This is a genomic window from Candidatus Zixiibacteriota bacterium (assembly GCA_014728145.1).
Classification (GTDB): Bacteria; Zixibacteria; MSB-5A5; order JAABVY01; family JAABVY01; genus WJMC01.
The window spans coordinates 1-20,869 of sequence record WJMC01000034.1 but is presented as its reverse complement, the minus strand read 5'-3'; the positions used below and the strand labels follow the sequence as shown (position 1 = coordinate 20,869).

The window sequence follows — 20,869 nt, the reverse complement described above, 5'->3', positions numbered from 1 at the left end:
GTCACCCAGAATAATAATATCAATGACCTGATCGATGCGTTTCTGGTCGACAGCTCGGGTATCTTCGTAACCGATATACAGCTGACCGGCCATCCCGACGCTACCGGTTTGTATACAGGCGGTCCGTTCAATATCGACGACGGTATTATCCTGGCAACCGGTAAGGCGGTCGATGCCGAGCCTCCCGATGATTCACCCAGTAAATCGACGGATTTAGATGAACCCGGCTGTGTGCTCTGTGATTCGCTGGCCGATGGTTACACAACCTACGATGCAGTTATCCTGGAGATCACGTTCGATGCGGCAGTGGTTTGCAGTACTATCGCGTTCGATTTCGTGTTCGGTTCGGAGGAGTTTCCGGAATATGTCGGCACTCAGTATAACGATGTTTTCGGGGTTTACCTCAACGGCGACCAGATCGCGTATGATGAATTTGGCAACCCGATCACGATCAACGGCGGATTTTTCGATTCCACCGGTTATGTCCAGACACCGCCGACCAACGGCCTGCAGTACGATGGCAGTACGCTTCGCCTCAAAACACAGGCCCAGATAGTGCCGGGATCGCTCAACAACACGCTGACTTTCGTGATCTGCGACGCTTCCGATCATGTCTGGGATTCAGGTGTGCTTTTGGCCAACCTGGAAGGTTCGGGCGATATCCCGCCCTGTACCGGTGTGGCCCCGGAATTTATCCATCCGCCTACACCAGCGTGTGGTGACACGGTTTTCGTGCACGCCAACCAGCTTTTGACTTTCGATGTCGAAGTTTTTGATCCCGGTCCGAACAACGACACTGTCACTTTGACATCCGGTACTCTCCCGACCGGCGCCAGCATGAGCCCAGCGCTTCCGCAAATCGGCAACCCGGTGACCTCGACTTTCAGCTGGACTCCGACTTCCGCCGATGCCGGTGTTCACCAGGTTACTTTCTATGCCGAAGATGCCGAGCTGGATTCCTGCCAGCTGACGGATCAGTGCAAAATTTATATCAAGGTCTGTCCCGAGGGACCGACCTGCAATCTTCCGTCCGATCAGACGGTCTTTGTCTGTGGGGACACTACATTAAGTTTCCCGGTCTCGGCTTCTGATGCTGACGGCAATCCGGTAGACTGCCAGTTGACTTCCGGTGTCGGTTCACTGGCGGGCGGTCAGTGGTCGTTTGCTGTCAGCGGAGCCGGAGTTTACAGCGCCAGTTTCGAATGTACCGACGAATGCGGGGGGACCTGCAATGGAACGGTCAATATCACAGTCGAAACAAACTCCCCGCCGGTCTGTAATGTGCCGGATGACCAGGCTGTTTTTGTCTGCGGCGATTCGACCTTCAATTATACGATCGGTGGAAGTGATCCCGACGGCAATTTCAATGGATGCACGATGCTGTCCGGTCCGGGATCATTCGACGGTACTACCTGGAGCTTCACTTCCAGCGGCGAGGGTGTTTACAGTGCGATTTTTGAATGCAGTGACGACTGCGGTGAAACCTGCACCGATACACTCAATGTAGATATAGATTATAATGAGACTCCGGTCTGTGATCTCCCTGACAACCAGAGTTTCTTCATCTGCGATGATACCACTTTCAGTTTCCCGGTCGACGCGAGCGATGCGGACGGGAATCTGCAGTCATGCGTTCTGACCTCCGGCGATGGGACCTTTGATGGTTCTAACTGGAATTTCATCACCGATGGCTCCGGGGTTTACAGCGCTACTTTCGAATGCGTCGATTCCTGTGGCGAGAGCTGTACCGGCACGGTCGAGATTACGGTGACAAAAAACAGCGCACCGGTCTGTACACTGCCAGAAGACCAGACCTTCTTCGTCTGCGGCGACACGACCTTCAATTTCGCGGTGACAGCATCCGACGACGATGATAACTTGATCGAATGTATCAAGACTTCGGGTGCGGGCAGTTTCGATGGCGCTACCTGGAGTTTCACCGCCAGCGGGCCGGGTGTGTATACCGGATCGTTCGAGTGCGAGGATGCCTGCGGTGAAATTTGTAGCGGATCGGTTTCAATTACGGTAAATTACAATTCTGCCCCGGTTTGCAATCTGCCGTCGGATCAGAGCTTCTTCGTCTGTGACGACACTACTTTCAGCTTCCCGGTCTCGGCTACCGATGCTGACGGCAATCTTGTTGACTGTCAGGTAACTTCCGGTGTCGGCTCGATTGTGGATGGGAATTGGATCTTCACCACCAGCGGTTCAGGTGTCTACTCGGCTTCTTTTGAATGTGCCGATGAATGCGGCGCGGTCTGCAGTGGATCGGTCTCTATCACAGTCACCAAAAACTCCCAGCCGGTCTGCGATCTGCCCGATAATCAGAATTTCTTTATCTGCGACGACACGACTTTCAGTTTCCCGGTTTCAGCTTCCGATCCGGACGGCAACCTGAGTGGCTGTACGCTTGTCTCCGGGCCTGGTACATTCGACGGTTCTAACTGGGTCTTTAATGCCACCGCCTCCGGAGTTTACACCGGGGTGTTTGAGTGCATAGATAATTGCGGTGAAGTCTGTGGCGGCACTGTCGAAATCACGGTCACTAAAAACAGCGCTCCGGTATGCAGTCTGCCCTCGGATCAGACATACTTCCTGTGCGCCGACTCAACCTTCAGCTTCCCGGTTTCTGCTACGGATTCGGACGGCAACCTGGTCGGCTGTAATTTGCTCTCAGGCGATGGTTCATTTGACGGTTCCAACTGGAGTTTCACTACCAGCGGTCCGGGAACATACAGCGCCACTTTTGAATGTACTGATGAGTGCGGTGCTGTCTGTGGCGGTATGGTCTCGATTACGATCGAATCAAATTCCGCGCCGGTTTGTAATCTGCCGGATGATCAGACTTTCTTTGTCTGTGGTGACACGACCTTTAGCTTCCCGGTTTCGGCTACGGATTCGGATGGCAACCTGGTCGGCTGTAATTTGATCTCAGGCGATGGATCTTTCGATGGTTCCAACTGGAGTTTCACTACCAGCGGTCCGGGAACATACAGCGCCACTTTCGAGTGCGAAGATGAATGCGGAGAGGTCTGTGGCGGTACGGTTACAATGACTGTCGAAGAAAACTCTGCTCCGTCCTGCAATCTGCCCGCTGACCAGAGCTTCTTCGTCTGTGGCGACACAACCTTCAGCTTCCCGGTTTCAGCTACGGATTCGGACGGCAACCTGGTTGGCTGTAGTTTGATCTCCGGTGATGGTTCATTCGATGGTTCCAACTGGAATTTCACTACCAGCGGTCCGGGAACTTACAGCGCAACTTTCGAATGTGAAGATGAATGTGGCGAGGTCTGCGGTGGTACGGTGACGATGACTGTCGGTTACAACTCCGCCCCGGTCTGCAATCTGCCGTCGGATCAGAATTTCTTCATCTGTGACGACACGACCTTCAGCTTCCCGGTCTCGGCTACTGATTCGGATGGCAACCTGGTCGAATGCAATCTGGTTTCCGGCGATGGTTATCTCGACAACGGCAACTGGATCTTCAGCGCGACTGCCACGGGTATCTATTCTGCCAGTTTTGAATGTATCGATGAGTGTGGTGCAACATGCTCCGGTACAGTCAACATAGATATAACCCGGAACACTGATCCGGTCTGTATCCTTCCGCCCGATACAAGTTTTTTGGTCGGTGGTGATACTACTTTCAGCTTCCCGGTTTCGGCTACGGATATCGATGGCAACCTGAGCGGATGTGTCAAGCTCTCAGGCGATGGCAGTTTCGATGGTTCCAACTGGACATTCTCGACAACCGGATCGGATGTTTACTCGGCTACATTTGAATGTACCGACGACTGTGGAGCATCCTGCTCCGGTACGGTCAGTATCGTGGTCAGCTCGAACTCCGCGCCAACCTGCAATCTTCCGTCTAACCAGAATTTCTTTGTCTGCGAGGACACAACCTTCAACTTCGTGGTTTCGGCCTCGGATGTCGACGGCAACCTGGTTGGATGTACGCAGACTTCCGGTGTCGGCAGTCTGACAGATTCGATCTGGAGTTTCACTACTTCCGGATCAGGAGTCTATATGGCAACATTTGAATGCGAGGATGAATTCGGCGAAATCTGCGGCGGGACGGTGTCGATTACGGTCACCAAAAACAGCCAGCCGGTCTGCGAGCTTCCGGATGACCAGAGCTATTTCATCTGTGGCGATACTACTTTCAGCTTCCCGGTCTCGGCTACCGATATTGACAATAACCTGGTCGACTGCCAGATGATTTCGGGCGATGGCTCATTTGACGGCAGTACATGGAGCTTTAATGCTTCCGGATCGGGCACCTATTCTGCCACCTTCGAATGCACCGACGAATGTGGTGAAACCTGCAGCGGTACTGTGACGATAACGACCACTGCCAACAGCGCGCCGACCTGCAACCTGCCCGCAGACCAGAGTTTCTTCGTCTGTTCCGATACAACTTTCACTTTCCCGGTCAGCGCGAATGACATCGACGGCAACCTGAGCGGTTGCAGTATGACCTCCGGTCCGGGCAGTTTCGACGGTTCAAGCTGGGTCTTTACCACCAGCGGTCCCGGTGTTTACACTGCTGAATTCGAATGTGTGGACGAGTGCGGGGCGACCTGCTCCGGTACCGTTAATATAACGGTGACTGAAAACAGCGCGCCTGTCTGCGAACTGCCTCCTGACCAGAGTTTCTTTGTCTGCGATGACACGCTCTTCAATTTCAATGTCTCGGCCACTGATGCCGACGGTAACCTGACAGGTTGCAGCCTGATCTCCGGTGACGGCACTTTTGATGGTTCGGTCTGGACGCTTCAGACCAACGGCTCGGGCACTTACAGCGCTACCTTTGAATGCGTTGACGAATGTGGTGCCACCTGCCAGGGTACGGTAACTATCGAGGTTACTAAAAACAGCCAGCCTGTCTGCACGCTTCCAACCGATCAGACATTCTTCGTATGCGGCGATACTACTTTCAATTTCGTGGTGACTTCCACGGATGATGACGACAACCTGGTCAGTTGTTCGATGACCTCCGGTCCGGGCAGTTTCGACGGCACCAACTGGAGTTTCACTACCAGCGGTCCGGGTGATTATGTCGCAAGCTTCGAATGCGAAGACGAGTGCGGTGAAATCTGTGGCGGAACGGTAACAATTACGATAGAAGAAAACAATGCTCCGGTCTGCAGTATTCCTGCCGACCAGACTGTATTTATATGCAACGATACAACTCTCAGCTTCCCGGTTTCGGCCACTGACAGCGACGGTAACCTTGTCGGCTGTACGATGAGTTCGGGAATCGGGTCATTTGACGGTGCTCTGTGGACATTTGAGGCTACCGTGCCGGGTGATTATATCGCCACCTTCGTATGTGAAGATGAGTGTGGTGCGACCTGCCAGGGTACTGTCACAATAACAATTGAACGCAACAGCGCGCCTGTCTGCGAACTTCCGGAGGACCAGTCGATCTTTATCTGCGCCGACACGACCTTGAACTTTGCGATTTCGGCCAGCGATGTCGATGACAACCTGACGGGCTGTTCCAAGAAATCAGGCGCCGGTACATTCGATGGCTCAACCTGGAGTTTTACCGCAACCAGCCCGGGTATTTACTCGGCAGTTTTCGAATGTGTCGATGAGTGTGGCGCTCGCTGTACCGATACGGTCAGTATCACGATTACGCGCAACTCCGCGCCGATCTGCGACCTTCCGAATGACAACAGCTTCTTTGTCTGCGGTGATACGACTTTCAATTTCCCGGTTTCAGCCTCAGACAATGACGGCAACCTGGTCGAGTGCAGGCTGGTCAATGGTGTCGGCACGCTTGCTGACGGCATCTGGACCTTCACCACCACGGCGCCGGGCAGTTATACCGCTGAGTTCGAATGTGAGGATGAGTGCGGAGCGGTCTGTGGCGGTTCGGTTGCCATGACAGTCGAGTACAATTCCGCGCCGGTCTGCAGTTTGCCTGCTGATACCAGTTTCTTCATTAACTCGGATACTACGCTGAGCTTCACGGTTTCTGCTTCCGATGTTGACGACAACCTGGTTGGATGCACCAAGCTGAACGGCCCGGGCAGTTTCGACGGTACCACCTGGACATTTACGACCTCTGGTGAAGGTGTCTATACAGCTGAATTCGAGTGTGCCGACCAATGTGGTGTGACCTGTGGTGGCACTGTTAATGTTACTGTCGGTTTCAACTCAGCACCCCAGTGCGCACTTCCGGCTTCGGACACTTTCTTCGTCTGCGCCGACTCGACATTCAGCTTCCCGGTCAGCGCTTCCGACTTGGATGACAATCTCGTTGGATGCAGTCAGACCGATGGTGTCGGTGCTTTTGATGGTACGAACTGGACTTTCACTACAAGCGGAGAAGGTCTCTACACCGGCTCGTTCGAGTGTGTCGACGAACTCGGCTTGACCTGCGGAGGAACCGTCGAAATCTTCGTAGTTTACAACAGTGATCCTGCGCTGGTACTGCCCGCTGATGAAACTGTCGCGCTCTGCGACGATTCGACCTTCGTCTACCCGGTTTCAGCTACTGACTTGGATGGTAACCTGATGGAAGTCAGGCAGGTCGGTGGCAGTGGTAGTTTCGACGGCGTTAACTGGACATTCACTGCCACGCAGGAGAAAACCTATTACGGTGAGTTCGAAGCCGAGGATACCTGCGGAGCGGTTGTCAGCGGCGAAGTTGCGATAACTGTCGAATACAATTCATCGGCTCCTGTCTGTATAGTGCCAAACGATACGATTATCTCGCAGTGCGAACCCAGCCAGGTCAACCTGCCCGTATCAGCCACCGATGATGACGGCAACCTGGCCGGATGCGAACTGCTTTCCGGTCCGGGCACGTTGAGCGGTGGTTTCTGGACTTATACTCCATCCGGAGATACGACAGTTCAGGTCGAGATTAAATGCTCCGATGAGTGCGGATTGTTCTGTGTCGATACTTTCGAAGTGACCTTCGAATTGAACAATTGGGCTATTATAATGCTGGACTTCTCGGGTTCGATGAATATTCCCAACCAGGAAGGCGAAACCCGTTTCGTCCGTGCCAAACAGACCGCCAGGGAAGAAATTCGCATGCTGTTAAATCCTGCGGATACTATGTATACAGGCTGTTATCAGGTAGCCATCATGTATTTCAACAGCTCGCTGGGAGTGGTTCGCTACGAAAGTTTCACTTCCGATTCAACAGTGCTGTTCTCAGCATTGGATTCGCTCAAGGGACCTCGTCATGACACCCCGCTGGCTTCCGGAATCTGCGAGGCGCAGTGCCTGCTGGATATTTTCTCCGGCGAGGAAAAACTCCTCTTTATGTACACCAACGGGCTGGAGAACTACAGCACTGATTTCGATATGTGCACGCTCTGCGAACCCTGTGACTCCCTGCAGTTCACCGGCTGGAACTATGGCTGTGACCCGCTTCTGGATACCGGAGATTGCACGCCGTGGCAACTCTGCCTGTATGAACAGTACATCATCAATTCGACCAATATCGTCCATTACTACGACGGTCCGCAGGATCCCTTCTCCAAGGATCTGAAATACTTTGAGGACCTGATGTTTTTGAAGGCGATCGCGGATGAGAGCGACGGCAGGTTCTATTATCACTCTGATGATTACCTGGATGAAATCCTCTGTGGTGATGCCAATAACGACTGGGCGGTCGATGTCTCCGATGCTGTCCATATCATCAACTACGCATTCGCAGGTGGCACTCCGCCGGATCCGTATGTGAGCGGTGATGCCAATTGTGACGGTAGTGTTGATGTTTCCGATGCAGTTTATATTATCGCTTATGCTTTTGCCGGTGGAAACGCGCCCTGCGATACCGACGGCGACGGCATTCCGGATTGTTAGATATTTATATAAAACGATGCGGTCCATCCGATTACATTAAGGCTGGGCCGCATCGGCATTATATCCGCATATAGTTACAAGTAATACCGGCCTGTCTGCCGATATCGTGCTTGACTGATCTTTAAAAATGAGTATTTTGGTATTGATAACAACAAACTATTCCTACCTATCGTCCTGGAGGGTCCATGAAACCTAAACCGTTATTACTTCTGGCAATATTACTTTTCGCTGTTTTTACATCACAGTCGCTTTTTGCGGAAAAAATGAATGGGGTCGAGATAAAATCCGGCCAATGGAGAGGGCAGGAGATTGAATATCTTGAAGGTGAGATCCTTGTCGGTTTGAAATCCGAGCGCTCCGAATATGATTTCGCGCTCGAAATGGCTTCCAGCCCGGCCGCGATCGTTCGTCATGACGACGGCACCGGCTTTCTGAAGCTGAAAGTCGATGAAAATACCGATCTGTTCGAAGTTATCGCCGATATCGAACAAATGCCGTCGGTGCGTTATGCTGAACCGAATATGGTCGACCGACTTTTCATAACACCCGATGATCCGATGTACAACGAGCAGTGGCATTACCACAATACCGGTCAGTCGCCTCCGGGCGGTACTCCGGATGCCGATATCGATTGTCCCGAGGGCTGGGATATATCGACCGGTTCGGATACGGTTATCGTGGGAGTGCTGGACAGCGGTATCCCGATGCAGAACGGCCAGTTGAGTCATCCAGATCTGGATGATCCCAACCGTTACATCATCGGTACCAGCGTGATCGACGGTGGTGAACCGCTGGATGACAACGGTCATGGTACCCATGTTTCCGGAACTATCGCTGCCGAATCCAACAATGGTATCGGTGTCGCCGGTGTGGCCTGGAATGTCAAGGTAATGGCGATCAAGGTCTTTACCTCCTCCGGATCCGGCTCTCATGAGTATTTCAGGGATGGATGTTTCTACGGTGTCGATAACGGCTGTAAGGTCTTAAATTATTCCGGCGGTGGCTCTGCCGGCGAGACCAAGGAATGGGGCGTAGCTTACGCTGACTCCAACGGTGTAGTACTATGTGCCGCCGCGGGTAACAACAACCAGGGGTCGGTCAGCTGGCCCGGTGCCTACGCTACCACTTACAGCAACACGATCTGCGTATCGTCCACCGATCCCGATGATCAGTCCTCTGATTTTTCGAGTATCGGTCCAGAGGTGACGATCAGTGCTCCCGGTGGTTCCGGAAGTCCTTACGATGCGGATGATATCATCTCGACTTTCCCGAACTATCCCTGCTATCTGACGACCAATTACGGTCTGCCCCAGAACTACAGCCCATTGGCGGGTACCTCGATGGCTACCCCTCATGCCGCCGGGCTGGCCGCGTTGATTCTGAGCATGAACCCGGGTCTCAGCCCGGATTCGGTTCGCCAGGTCATGATCAATACCTCGGAAGACCTCGGTCCTGCAGGCTTTGACAATCAATTCGGATATGGCAGAATCAATGTCTTCAATGCGCTCTCGCAGATGGGTCCGATCGTGATTACGCATACTCCGCTTCCGGACACCAAGGATTCGCTCAACGATTACGAAGCTGTGGCTACGGTCTGGTCGAATGCCGACCTGGTCTCCGATTCTGTTATTCTATATTACGAAATCAACTCGACATGGTACGAGGAAGTCATGCTTCCAACCGGCGGGCAGGATGAATTCAGCGCATTTATACCGGCGCAGCCCCCGGGTACCACTATTAATTACTATATTTACGCCCAGAATATCGATGGCGAATTTGACCAGACGGATACATACTCTTTCTATGTCATCGATTACGGCGTGATCCTCGAGCCTGAATTGGCCGGAAAGTCGGCCCCGGCTCTGGATACCGCCTGGTACGACATGCACCTGGTCAACAACGGAATCTTCTCGGATGAATTCAATCTCAGCCAGAGCGGCAATCTATGGGATACGCAGTTATTCGACACGGACAGTGTCACGCCCGTATACAGCTCAGGTCTTCTGGTTTCCGAGGAAAGCTTTGATTTTATGGTGCGTGTACTGGTACCCTCCAGTTATGAGGGTGAATACGATTCAGTCGACGTGACTGCGACTTCGGTTACCGATCCGGCTATTAATGCCACTTCAGTACTGACTACGACTTCGGCCGGTCAACCGTGGGAAATCCCGTTTACGGATATCTTCGCGACCACATCATTCGATATCGCCAAATGGGAATCCTACGAGGAAGCTGAAGTTAACGATATCGGTATCGATGAGCCCTCCGCCCCTTACAGTGCTAACCTTAATGGTGAAACCACAGGCGGCGATGTTCTCATTACCGAGGCTATCAACCTCAAGGACGAATCCAATATCGTGGTCGAATACGCTTACCAGCAGACCGGCGGAGCCGAATCTCCGGATGCCGGTGACGACCTGATTATCGAGTACCTCAACCAGGATTCTGTCTGGATCGAGTTGAATCGTCATCTGGGCGCAGACGCTGATATGACCGAGTTCGAAGAAGTCGAACTCCAGCTTTCGTCCGATGCGATGCACGCCGGTTTCAGGCTCAAGATCCGCTGTACCGCGACAGCGGGTGCTTACGATGACTGGTTTGTGGATGATATATACGTCGGCCATCCATCCGATTACGATGTGCGTGTCAATCCCGCCATGCAGAGCCAGTACGGCCCTGCCGGTGACAGCGCGCTGTTTACCCTTACCGTTGTCAACCGCGGTTATCTTACCGATGAGTTTGACCTGAGCTCCTCCGGCGACTGGGATATGACATTCTTTGATGCCGGCGGTACTCACAATACAAATACAACCGGCCTGATTCCAGGTGGTGATTCGGTCGATATCGTAGCCAAGGTGGCTATCCCGGCCGGAACTCCGCTTCATGATGCCGAAACTATTACGGCCTACGCCACTTCTCAGGGGGATCCGTTGATTTCAGCTTATGCACTCGTAGAAGCTGTCTCTGCCGGTGAACCGGCTCCGGTTCCCTGGACCGAGAACTTCCCGGATGATACCCTGCATATTCAGAAGTGGTTCGATTATATCGGTGTGACGATTACTACCGCCGGCCAGAATCCCCCCTCGGATCCGTATTCAATGCGTCTCGATGGTGGAGTCGACACTGCCGCCACGCAGTTGATTGACCTCTCCGGCCAGAGCGGAGTACTCCTGTCATACTATTACCAGCGCGGTGGTATGAGCGACAAGCCTGAAGCGGGCGACAACCTGTGGGTTGATTACCGCAACAGCTCCGGAAACTGGGTCAACCTGGTCACGCATGAAGGTGCTGATACTGCGATGCAGGAGTTCGAATATATGAGTTTCGAGCTTCCGGCAGATGCCCATCACCAGAGCCTGCAGGTTCGCCTCAGAAGCTTTGGTGAAGCTTCCGGCATGGACAACTGGTATGTCGACGACCTGCGAATAGATTTCCCGCCGGTCATGGCGGTTAACCCGGGTTCGTTTGATAAAATCCTGACCCAGGGCGATACGACGACTGCTCAACTGATAATAGAAAATTCCGGCCAGGGTGGCCTGATCTATAATATCGACCTGGTGCCTCATCTGCGCGATGCCGGCCCTGCGTTTGCTTATAGTCTGGCCGAGGGCAGGATCGAATCTGCCTCGCATGAATATCCGGATGAAGCCTACCTGCCGTCAGATTTGCCCAAGGGCGAAGAGAACGATGTGCAGGGTATGCCGGTCCGCTATGACCTGGGTGGTCCGGATGAATACGGCTACTACTGGGCTGACTCTGACGAGCCCAGCGGACCTAAATTCGACTGGACAGATATTTCTACCACAGGTGTTGATGTAGTCGCCAATCTCGATGATGACAATTATTACGGTCCAATTAAACTCGATTTCGATTTTCCGTTCTATGGCACTCTTTACGATGAGTTCTATATCGGTTCCAACGGTCTGATCGGTTTCGATTCCACCCGGCTGGATTCCCGAATCTCACAGCCGATACCGTATACGTTTACTCCCAACGCTATCCTGGCGGTTCTCTGGGATGACTTGAATCCGGATGACGATGACAATCCCGAAAGCCATGTCTACGTAGATAAGAACGCCCAGCGTTGTATCATCCAGTTCACCGATTATCCCGAGTACAGGGCTGATCCGGGTGATGTGGTCAATATGCAGGTGATCATCAACGCCGACGGCAGTATTCTCTACCAGTATCTCTCGATCGCTCCCGGCTTTACCAAGAACTATTGTACGGTCGGTATCGAAAGCCATGATGGTACAGATGGCCTCGAGGTTGTCTACCGGTCAGAATATCTCAAGGACAGCCTGGCGATCGAATTCTTCAAGCCTTACGACTGGCTCAGGCTGGATCATCTCGCGGGTGAAATTGCCGGTGGTGAGAGCGATACTATCGACTGTCAATTCGTGACCGATCTCGAGTTTGAACCGGGAACTTACTTGACTGATATCATGATCGAAAATAACGATCCCGCCAACAACCCGTTGCTGATTAACGCTGAGCTGGATGTGGTGGAGTACCAGCCGTATACCTGCGGTGATGCCAACGGTGATGATGAAATCGATGTGTCCGACGCTGTTATGATCGTAAACTACGCCTTCTCGGGAGGCAATCCACCGGAACCATTGGCTTCCGGTGATGCCAACTGCGATCAGGTGGTCGACGTCAGCGATGCTGTCACGATCATCAATTACGCTTTCGCAGGTGGCAATGCTCCCTGCGATACTGACGGTGACGGTCAACCCGATTGCTGATTCTTTAAATAAATCAAAAGCCCTGCCTGGATCCGGGCGGGGCTTTTTTTGTCTTCATTTCAGATTAAGATTGATTCCAGACATAAGAAACTGTATTATCGGAATTGTTTTCCGACAGGTAGAGATATGAATCCGTATGTACAGTCCTTTATACTCTCAATGCTTCCCGTCGCGGAGTTGCGCGGGGGGATACCGCTGGCGGTTGCCAATGATATCCCGCTTCATATCGCGTATATTATCTGCGTTTTCGCAAATATCATGGTTATCCCGGTTTTCTACCTGTTTTTGGAAACCGCTCATAAACTGTTCTACCGGATAAAACCCTACCGCATACTGTTCGACAAATATGTCGAACGGACGCGCAGAAAAGCCGATATCAATGTCCGCAAATACGGCTACTGGGGAATCATGCTGTTCGTGGCCATACCTCTTCCGATTACCGGAGCGTATACAGGTACGATGGCGGCCTGGATTCTCAAGCTGAACCGCAAGCAGTCATTCTGGTTTCTGGCATTGGGGGTGCTGATTGCCGGTCTGGTAGTCTCGATTGCAGTCTTGACAGGCCTGGGGATCATGGAAATTTTCTTAAAACACTGACTTGATCAGCTGTCGATTATAGCACGGGCCCTGTCTGGATAATCTGTCATAATCGAATATGGCTCAAGCTTTTGAACTTCTTCAATGTCTTCCGCTCGATTGACAGTCCAGTAAGAGATATCAATTCCCTTAGCATGCAGACTGCTGTATGCTTCCATATATTTGGGAGAATACTCAAGGTGCAGGAAGTCGACTTCTGTGCGTTTTTTGAGATGCTCGAGGTAGAATGTGAAATTCGCGGTCAGTGGCAAAAGCGCGTGCTTGCCCAGTATCAGAGCAGTCCGGATGTCAGGAATCTCAATCCTGAATCGTTTGATTATTTTCGGATTAAAAGCGGAAACGATTACAGTCCCCGAAATGTCTTGGCGCCTTATCATTTCGATCAGTTTATTTTCCAGACCACTTGTTTTGATATCCAGGATAATCTCAGTTTTGTGACCGAATTCCGCCAGAATATCTTCCAGGATGGCAGGAGGCTCTGAATTGTTCAGCCTGATCTGTTTGAATTGAGCGAGATCGACCTCGCTGATCTTCCTGTCCAGCCCGGCTACGCGTTTAAGTCTCTTATCGTGCATCAGCACCGGGACACCGTCGGAAGTCGCCCTGATATCGATTTCGACCGCGTCCGCACTCATTTCAAGAGCTTTCTCTATCGCTTTTTGGCTGTTTTCCGGGCAGACCTGTGATGCGCCTCGATGAGCACAGACAAGAGGCTTCATTGATATCTCACTATGAATCTATCGTATTAGGTGGCTATATCTACCGCTTGACCTGAAACGTTTAACCTGTATTATTGTTGGGTAAGATATCGAATTGATCTGAATTTCCAACAGGATATCTGGTGTCTATGGAAAATAATCGCAGGATACTGATTACAGGGAGTGCCGGCCTTTTGGGGGAGGCCCTGCTAAAGCAGTTTGCGCCCCACTTCGAAGTGATTGCCGCATATCACAAAACGCCTCCCGTGGAGACGTATGCCATACACGAAAAAGTGCAGGCTGACCTGACTGATCCGCTCGAATGCCGTAAGCTGGTGGAAACTGTAGCTCCGGACCTGATCCTGAACTCGGCCGCCTGGGTCGATGTCGACGGGTGTGAAACCGATCGCGAGCGTGCCCGTCGCTCAAATTTCGACCTGCTTCGCAACCTGGTCGACAGCATCGGTGAGAAAAATCCCCTTATAGTTCAGGTATCGACAGATTACATTTTCTGTGGACGCGAGCATCCCGGGAGAGTCGATGATCCGCCGGAACCGCTTAATTATTACGGCGAGAGCAAGCTGTTGGCCGAGGAATACCTGCGTGAAAACTACACCAATTACCTGATCGCCCGTACATGCGCGCTGTTTGCAACCCCGCGTGAAGGCAAAACCAACCTGATAAATTACTTTTACGACAATCTCAGGGCCGGTCAATTAGTTTCAGCTCCGGATGATCAGTACGCCAATCCGATTTTGATCGATAACCTGGCGGAACTGTTGCTGGAAGGGGCTCTAAAGGAAATGATCGGAATCGTACACCTGGGGGGACCTGATTATGTCTCTCGCTATGATTTTGCCTGCCTTTTTGCCGATGTGTTTGGCTATGATCCGGAGTTGATCGAACCGGTTTCAGCTGAAAATCAAAAACGACCTGCCCCAAGGCCCAGGTTTGCAGGCCTGGATATCAGCGAGACAGTATCTCGCTTTGAAACCCCGCTTACACCCTTGAAACAGTCCCTGGCACAAGTTAAGTCGGAACTGGGCAAGTAAAATTTTCCTCTGTCCCGGATATTTTTTTCTCTCGTTTTAAACTGGAACGGGAAATCGACCGCTCTCAATATTAGTTATCTTCTTGGTTTTCAGTGGGTTAAGGTGTGCTGTGCAATTCTGGCACAGCTATTGCTAATAAATTAATAGAAACAGCCGGTAAAATTGGAATTTACGGCAGGAGACAAAATTTTCTCGCTATCGGATTATGACAGGATAGTTCATTATGAGTACCTCTGTCTGCGGGCGTCAATCGGATGACGCCCGCAGATGATCGCGAGATTAAGTCGAGCTCTCGCCAGAGAGGAGACTGGCAGAGGGCCAAACTGGCAGAGAATAAAAAGATGTTTCGCTATAGGATAGGACTTAGGTTATGGAGGATAAGTTAGCTCCGGAAAGCATCAGCCAAAAGGGCGGGGGAAATACTAAGATTAAAGAACGCAGGAATTCAATCAAAGAATTGTATCATTCTCGCAAATATCTATTTATTGCGCTGGGACTGATTTCGATTATCTGCAGTCTGTTTTTACTGTTGGCTCATACGACCGAGTACACCGCATCTGTTATGATCTGTCCTGCGGTACAGCATCAGGTCAAAGAGTATTTCGAAACAGAAGGTGACGAGACCGTCCTGATTCGGGAGCATATTGCCGACCTGCCATTAGCGGTATATCCGTCGCTTTTACGATCCCCGGAGGTTCAGCGTGCAGTAGTGCGTGACCTCTATGAGATCGGCTATAAGTACGGTAAATACCGGATCAATCTGATGGAATATTTCGTCATCGAAGATATCACCTACGCGTTCGAAAAACTCAATGAGATTACCACCGCCAAGCTGGATGCCGGTAATTCAGCTGTCAAGCTTTCGGTCAGAACAAGGCATCCCGAGCTTTCCCGGCAAATCCTCGACAATTATGTCCACTCTTTGAAAAAATATATTACCCAATGGAACAATCTAGAATTTCAGTACAGCGAGGCAGAACTTATCTCTCGCTTAGATTACATCTATAAACGTGCTTCAGATGAATACCGGATGAACATGAATGATTTCATTTTTGCCCGACAAGGTTCTGAATCTTCCGATCGGAGAGCACAGAGTCAGCCGTTTATCTCGGTCAACGAGGGGTATACGCTTTCACAGCCCGAAAGGATCCGTTTCAGGTTGTCATATATTCCACTAATTGCCGGAGTTCTGGTTATAATCGGTACGCTCCTGTACTACCGTCGGCTGAGCACTACCCGTGTTGTAGAATCCGCCGAGGATGAGAGGCGAAGCGATAACGATGACCTCCAGTATGAACTTGAGATAATGAACCCCAGGCTGAATAAAAATGAAGATAAAGCGAAGTTCAAGGCGATCACGCTTATGCGCGGACCGGAATCAGTAGAGACCAAAAGTGGACAGGATGTACCTGTGGAAAAGCAGGAGCAGGCCGGGATAGATACAGAACGAGATGAAGAGTCAGAAGCGCCTCGTCCCGACCAGGAACTGGCCCGGATTTATGAGATGGGTGGCTTGATCGAAACTGTCGACCGTCCTGACCGTCTCAACCAGGAGCTACTGGATATCGTTAACGAGGTCGAACCTGCTGGCGATACGGAAGCTGAAGATTCCGGCAGACAGTTTAATGATGATGAAACAGTGACAAAGGACGAATCCGTCGAGCTTGATAAGAAGAAAACTGCCCGAAAAAAGAAATCTGCAACTGCGAAATCAAAATCCTCCAAAACCAAATCATCGTCAAAGACAAAAGCAAAAACAGCCACAAAAAAGACAACATCCAAAAAGACTGCGACAGCAAAGGCCAAAAGCGCGCCCCGGAAATCTGCCGTTAACAAGCCTAAAACCGAATCATCGAAGGCCAAAACATCGAAACGAGAAAAGGTGAAGTCATGATGAAACTGATGCTGGTCTGCGGGACCCGTTCGAATATAATCAAGATGGCGCCCCTTTACTTCGAGCTCAAGAAGCATCCTGAGAAATTCGAAGTAACGGTGGTCCATACCGGCCAGCATTACGATCACAATATGTCCCAGATATTTTTCGAGCAATTTGGTCTTCCGGGACCGGATTACTCACTTGGAATCGGTTCCGGCACTCATGGCTGGCATCTGGGGGCGACCCTGATCAAGATGGAAAATACTTTGATCAAGGAAAATCCGGATATGCTGGTTATATTTGAAGATGCCGATTCAGCTCTGGGAAGTGCCCTGGCGGCCTCCAAAATGAACATCCCGATCGTTCATGTCGAGGCCGGTGTGCGGGTTTATGACAACAGCATTACCGAGGAAAAGAATCGCAAAATCATAGATTCTGTGTCACATATCTGTTTTACCACCAGTGACGGTGATAACCTGCATCTGATAAAAGAAGGGCTGGATATCAATCGAATTTTCCTGGTTGGGAGCCTGATGATCGACACCCTGAAAAATTTTATGCCCCAGATAGAACAAAACGATATCCTGGAATGCCTGGAACTCGTCAACCAGGACTACCTGCTACTGACAGTCCATCATCCAGAGATAGTCGACGACCCCGAGAATCTCAAAAAACTCAATGATATCATTACGCAGGTAGCTGAGCGTATCAAGGTTGTGTTCCCGATGCATCCGCGCACCAGCAGGATTATGCGTTCAAGCGACGCATGCGCTTCGATTATGAACAACCTGAATGTCAAAACGATAGATCCCTGCGGATACATGGAGTTTATCAAGCTGGAAAAGAATGCCCGTCTGATTCTGACCGATTCTGGTGGAGTGCAACAGGAGGCCGCCTGGCTACGTGTGCCCTGCCTGACATTGTCAAATAGTACTCCGCACCAGGTCACCATATCGGATGGCACAAATAAAGTCACCGGATTAAACCGGGACAAAGTTATTCAACAGCTCGAGTTCATCCTGCAAAACGGTTTGACCAACAACAAGCGACCGATTATGTGGGATGGGCAGACTGCCGAGAGGATCGTTCGGCTTCTGGATGAAAACTTCAACAAGGAAGAAGACATTCAACCGGAATCTGATCAAATGCCCACCCGGCAGTATGCTATCAGTTCGAGCGGTTTATGATGGTAAGCTGAAGAGATGAACCTGATCGCGTCTAAGCTCCAATGGATTCACTGCCCGGAATATGAGCAGTTGCTGGAGAATTGTCCGAACCGCAAATCACTTGAGGAACTGTTTTGCAGTATCAGCAGACGGACTCCCGTGATGGCGGCGGAGGAGACAGATCAGATCATCACCTTAATCAGGAAGCACTATCCTGACAAATTCCAGGCTACCCTCAAACGAGCCGATGAAGTGCTTCATCACCGATTCAATATCCATGGTGGCGGATATAACTATCTCGGTAAGAAAGTCGACTGGCATCTGGATTTCAAGTCGGGCCGGATCTGGAAAAAGGATTTCTATTCGAGTGTGCCCCTGATTTTCTGGGGAGATTATTCCGATGCGAAAGTTCCCTGGGAGCTTTCGCGTTTTCATTATTTAATCGACCTTGCGATAGCGTACCGGCTGAGCGGATTGAAAAAATACCTGACCAAGTACGTTCAACTGATTGAAGACTGGATCCTGGAAAATCCCTGTCCCTATGGTATAAACTGGGTCAATCCGATGGAGGCTTCGATCAGGGCAGTCAACTGGCTGGCATCATATCGCATATTCGGGGACGAGGCATTTTCATTGAGTTTCAAGACGCACTTTTTTTATTCGCTCTTTCAGCATGGCGCTTTCATCTGGAACAACCTCGAAAAGCAGGGACCCGGGATCTCGATTAACATCTACCTTTATGATCTGGTCGGTCTCTTGGTTATGGGCAGATTGTTTGATACCACAACTTGCGGGGCTCAATGGTACAACTTTGCCAGGGAGGAAATCGAACAGGAAATCTATGCGCAGATCGGCTCCGATGGTGTCAGTTACGAATCATCATTGAATTATCACCTGGTGCTTTTGGAGTTGTTTTTATTTGCATATAGTTTTGTCGAGCGAAGTGGTGATAGCTTTAGTCTCGAGTATAAATCCCGCCTCCAGAAAAGTTGTGCGGTTACCTACTATCTGGCCAAGCCTGATCAGACTCTTCCCAATTTCGGCGACAGCGGTTCCGATCGATTGTTTTGCCTCGATGATCGAGCTGAACGGGATCCACGCTACCTCTGGGATCTGGCCGCGGTTTTAATCGGGCTGGAGGGGTTCAGCCACCCGCAAATCCGTCCCGAGTATGAGCTTCTGTGGTGGCTGGGCGAGAAAGCTCAGAATCGATATTTCGATAATGTCGTAATACGTCCACGCCGGCAGGCATCGCTTTATTTTCCTATCTCCGGCCTGGCGGTACTGCGCGCGCGTGACAGCTATATGAGTTTCTTCGCCAACCCGGTGCGTTCAGGAGTCTTGAATGGCTTCAAGCACAATGATCTGCTGGCGATCGAATACTCCACTGGGGGAGAGAACTTCGTTGTCGATTCCGGTACCTATGTCTTTACCGGCGATCCTTCCGGCAGGAATTATTTCCGCAAGACATCCTCACATTCAACACTGGAAGTCGATGGTCAGGAGATCAACCGCTTTTTACCAAAGCTTCTGTTCTCGGTTCGGCGAGATGCTGAAGTCAAGCAGAGCGAATGGGAATCCAACCCTGACCATGATTATATCAGCGCTGAGCATTCCGGTTACACCCGTCTGGACAATCCGGTGATCGTGAAGCGTTCGATCCATTTCGACAAGCAGGATTTGATTTACCTGATGCGTGATGATTTCATGGGATCCGGAAAGCACCTCATGACCGGAAACCTGATTCTCGACAGTGAAGTGCAGGCCAGAATCGTCCAGAATAAAGTCATCATGCGCAGACCATCCGGTCAGATGGCTGTGATGATCGTCGATTCAGAGGGATGGTTTTTGGAGAAAGTACCGCATTATGTTTCGGACTGCTACGGAGTTAAAAAAGAGAGCTGGAAGATTCGCTTCTCCTGTTTTGATCGCGCTCCGCGTACCTGCATGTGGGGTATATTCGGGAACGATTCAGATTCGGAAATCCATGAGAAAATTGCCCGTTATCGTCAGTTGAGCGAGAATCTCGGATGGAGAAGCGGAGGTTTGAACAAGCTTACGCTCAAGAGAAAAGCGGAACGAACTATCAGCAGAAAAGAAATCCATGAATTGTTCACGCCAAAACTGGAAAGGCTTGAAAAAGAAGAGCGACGACGTCAACTCTCAAACGTTGAAACGGAATAAAACCGTATCGCCATCCCGGAAGATATAGTCCTTGCCCTCAATACGCAGTGCCCCATGTTTTTTAGCTTCAGCTTCTGATCCGTATTCGATCAATTTGTCATAGGAGTATATTTCGGCTTTGATGAAGCCTTTCTCGAAGTCTTTATGGATAACTCCGGCGGCTTCTGGAGATTTCGCACCCCTGCGGACAGTCCAGGCCCGGACTTCCTTTTCTCCGCCGGTAAAATATGTGATCAGGCCCAGAAGATCGAAGGATTTACGTATCATCTGGTCAAGGGCTGATTCAGGCAATCCCAGGTCCTGCATGAATTCCTCGCGGTCATCTTCGTCCAGATCAATCAACTCTGCCTGAATTCTGGCGCAGATCGATGTCAGACCGACCTCTCTGCCCTCGAATTTCTGCCTGAATTCCGTTTCGATCTCCTGCCTGTCAGGAATATCATCCTCGCCGATGTTTAAGATAATAAGCTTTGGTTTACGGCTCAGAAATTGAAAGCCCTTGATTGTTTTGGCCTCATCGGCAGACAGCTCGAGTTCACGCAATGGCTTTTCATCCTCGAGATGTGTTTTGACTTTATGCAGTACCGCGACTTCCCGTTTGGCTTTTTCATCGTTGGCCAGTCGAGCCTGCCGTTCAATTCTCTCCAGCCGTGATTCAGTTGTCAAAAGATCAGAGAAAATCAATTCTGATTCGACGTTCTCGATATCGCGGGCCGGG

General features: G+C 50.9%; 8 protein-coding genes. 6 read left to right on the top strand and 2 right to left on the bottom strand.

Annotated features, from left to right (window positions below; genetic code table 11):
* The first annotated feature begins 8,015 nt into the window (after window positions 1-8,015).
* Window positions 8,016-12,578: a S8 family serine peptidase gene (locus tag GF404_01880; protein MBD3380925.1), complete on the top strand. Its 4,563-nt coding sequence runs from the start codon at window positions 8,016-8,018 to the stop codon at window positions 12,576-12,578.
* Between the two features lie 126 nt (window positions 12,579-12,704).
* Window positions 12,705-13,175, top strand: coding sequence for a ligand-binding protein SH3 (locus GF404_01875; protein MBD3380924.1), 471 nt, complete (start codon window positions 12,705-12,707; stop codon window positions 13,173-13,175).
* 5 nt (window positions 13,176-13,180) lie between these two features.
* Here GF404_01875 and GF404_01870 read toward each other — a convergent pair whose 3' ends face one another.
* Window positions 13,181-13,894, bottom strand: a complete 714-nt coding sequence (locus GF404_01870; protein MBD3380923.1) for a hypothetical protein — start codon at window positions 13,892-13,894, stop codon at window positions 13,181-13,183.
* Between the two features lie 122 nt (window positions 13,895-14,016).
* On the opposite strand from GF404_01870, the gene GF404_01865 reads away from it, so the two are divergent.
* The 4 genes from GF404_01865 to GF404_01850 all read left to right on the top strand — a co-directional run bounded on the left by GF404_01865 (window position 14,017) and on the right by GF404_01850 (window position 20,151).
* Window positions 14,017-14,925 carry a sugar nucleotide-binding protein gene (locus tag GF404_01865; GenBank protein ID MBD3380922.1) on the top strand — a complete coding sequence of 303 codons (909 nt, stop codon included), beginning with the start codon at window positions 14,017-14,019 and terminating at the stop codon, window positions 14,923-14,925.
* 370 nt (window positions 14,926-15,295) lie between these two features.
* On the top strand, window positions 15,296-16,819 hold the full coding sequence (locus GF404_01860; GenBank protein ID MBD3380921.1) for a hypothetical protein: 1,524 nt from the start codon (window positions 15,296-15,298) through the stop codon (window positions 16,817-16,819).
* Window positions 16,816-17,988 (top strand): UDP-N-acetylglucosamine 2-epimerase (non-hydrolyzing), encoded by a 1,173-nt coding sequence (locus GF404_01855; GenBank protein ID MBD3380920.1) that lies wholly within the window; start codon window positions 16,816-16,818, stop codon window positions 17,986-17,988. The genes GF404_01860 and GF404_01855 overlap by 4 nt, the downstream gene beginning before the upstream one ends.
* Window positions 17,989-18,003: 15 nt before the next feature.
* Entirely contained in the window at window positions 18,004-20,151 is a 2,148-nt protein-coding gene (locus tag GF404_01850; GenBank protein ID MBD3380919.1) for a hypothetical protein, read from the top strand.
* On the opposite strand, the gene ychF is transcribed toward GF404_01850, so the two are convergent.
* The coding region (gene ychF, locus GF404_01845; GenBank protein ID MBD3380918.1) for a redox-regulated ATPase YchF at window positions 20,131-20,869 on the bottom strand (739 nt) is incomplete at its 5' end. The genes GF404_01850 and ychF overlap by 21 nt on opposite strands.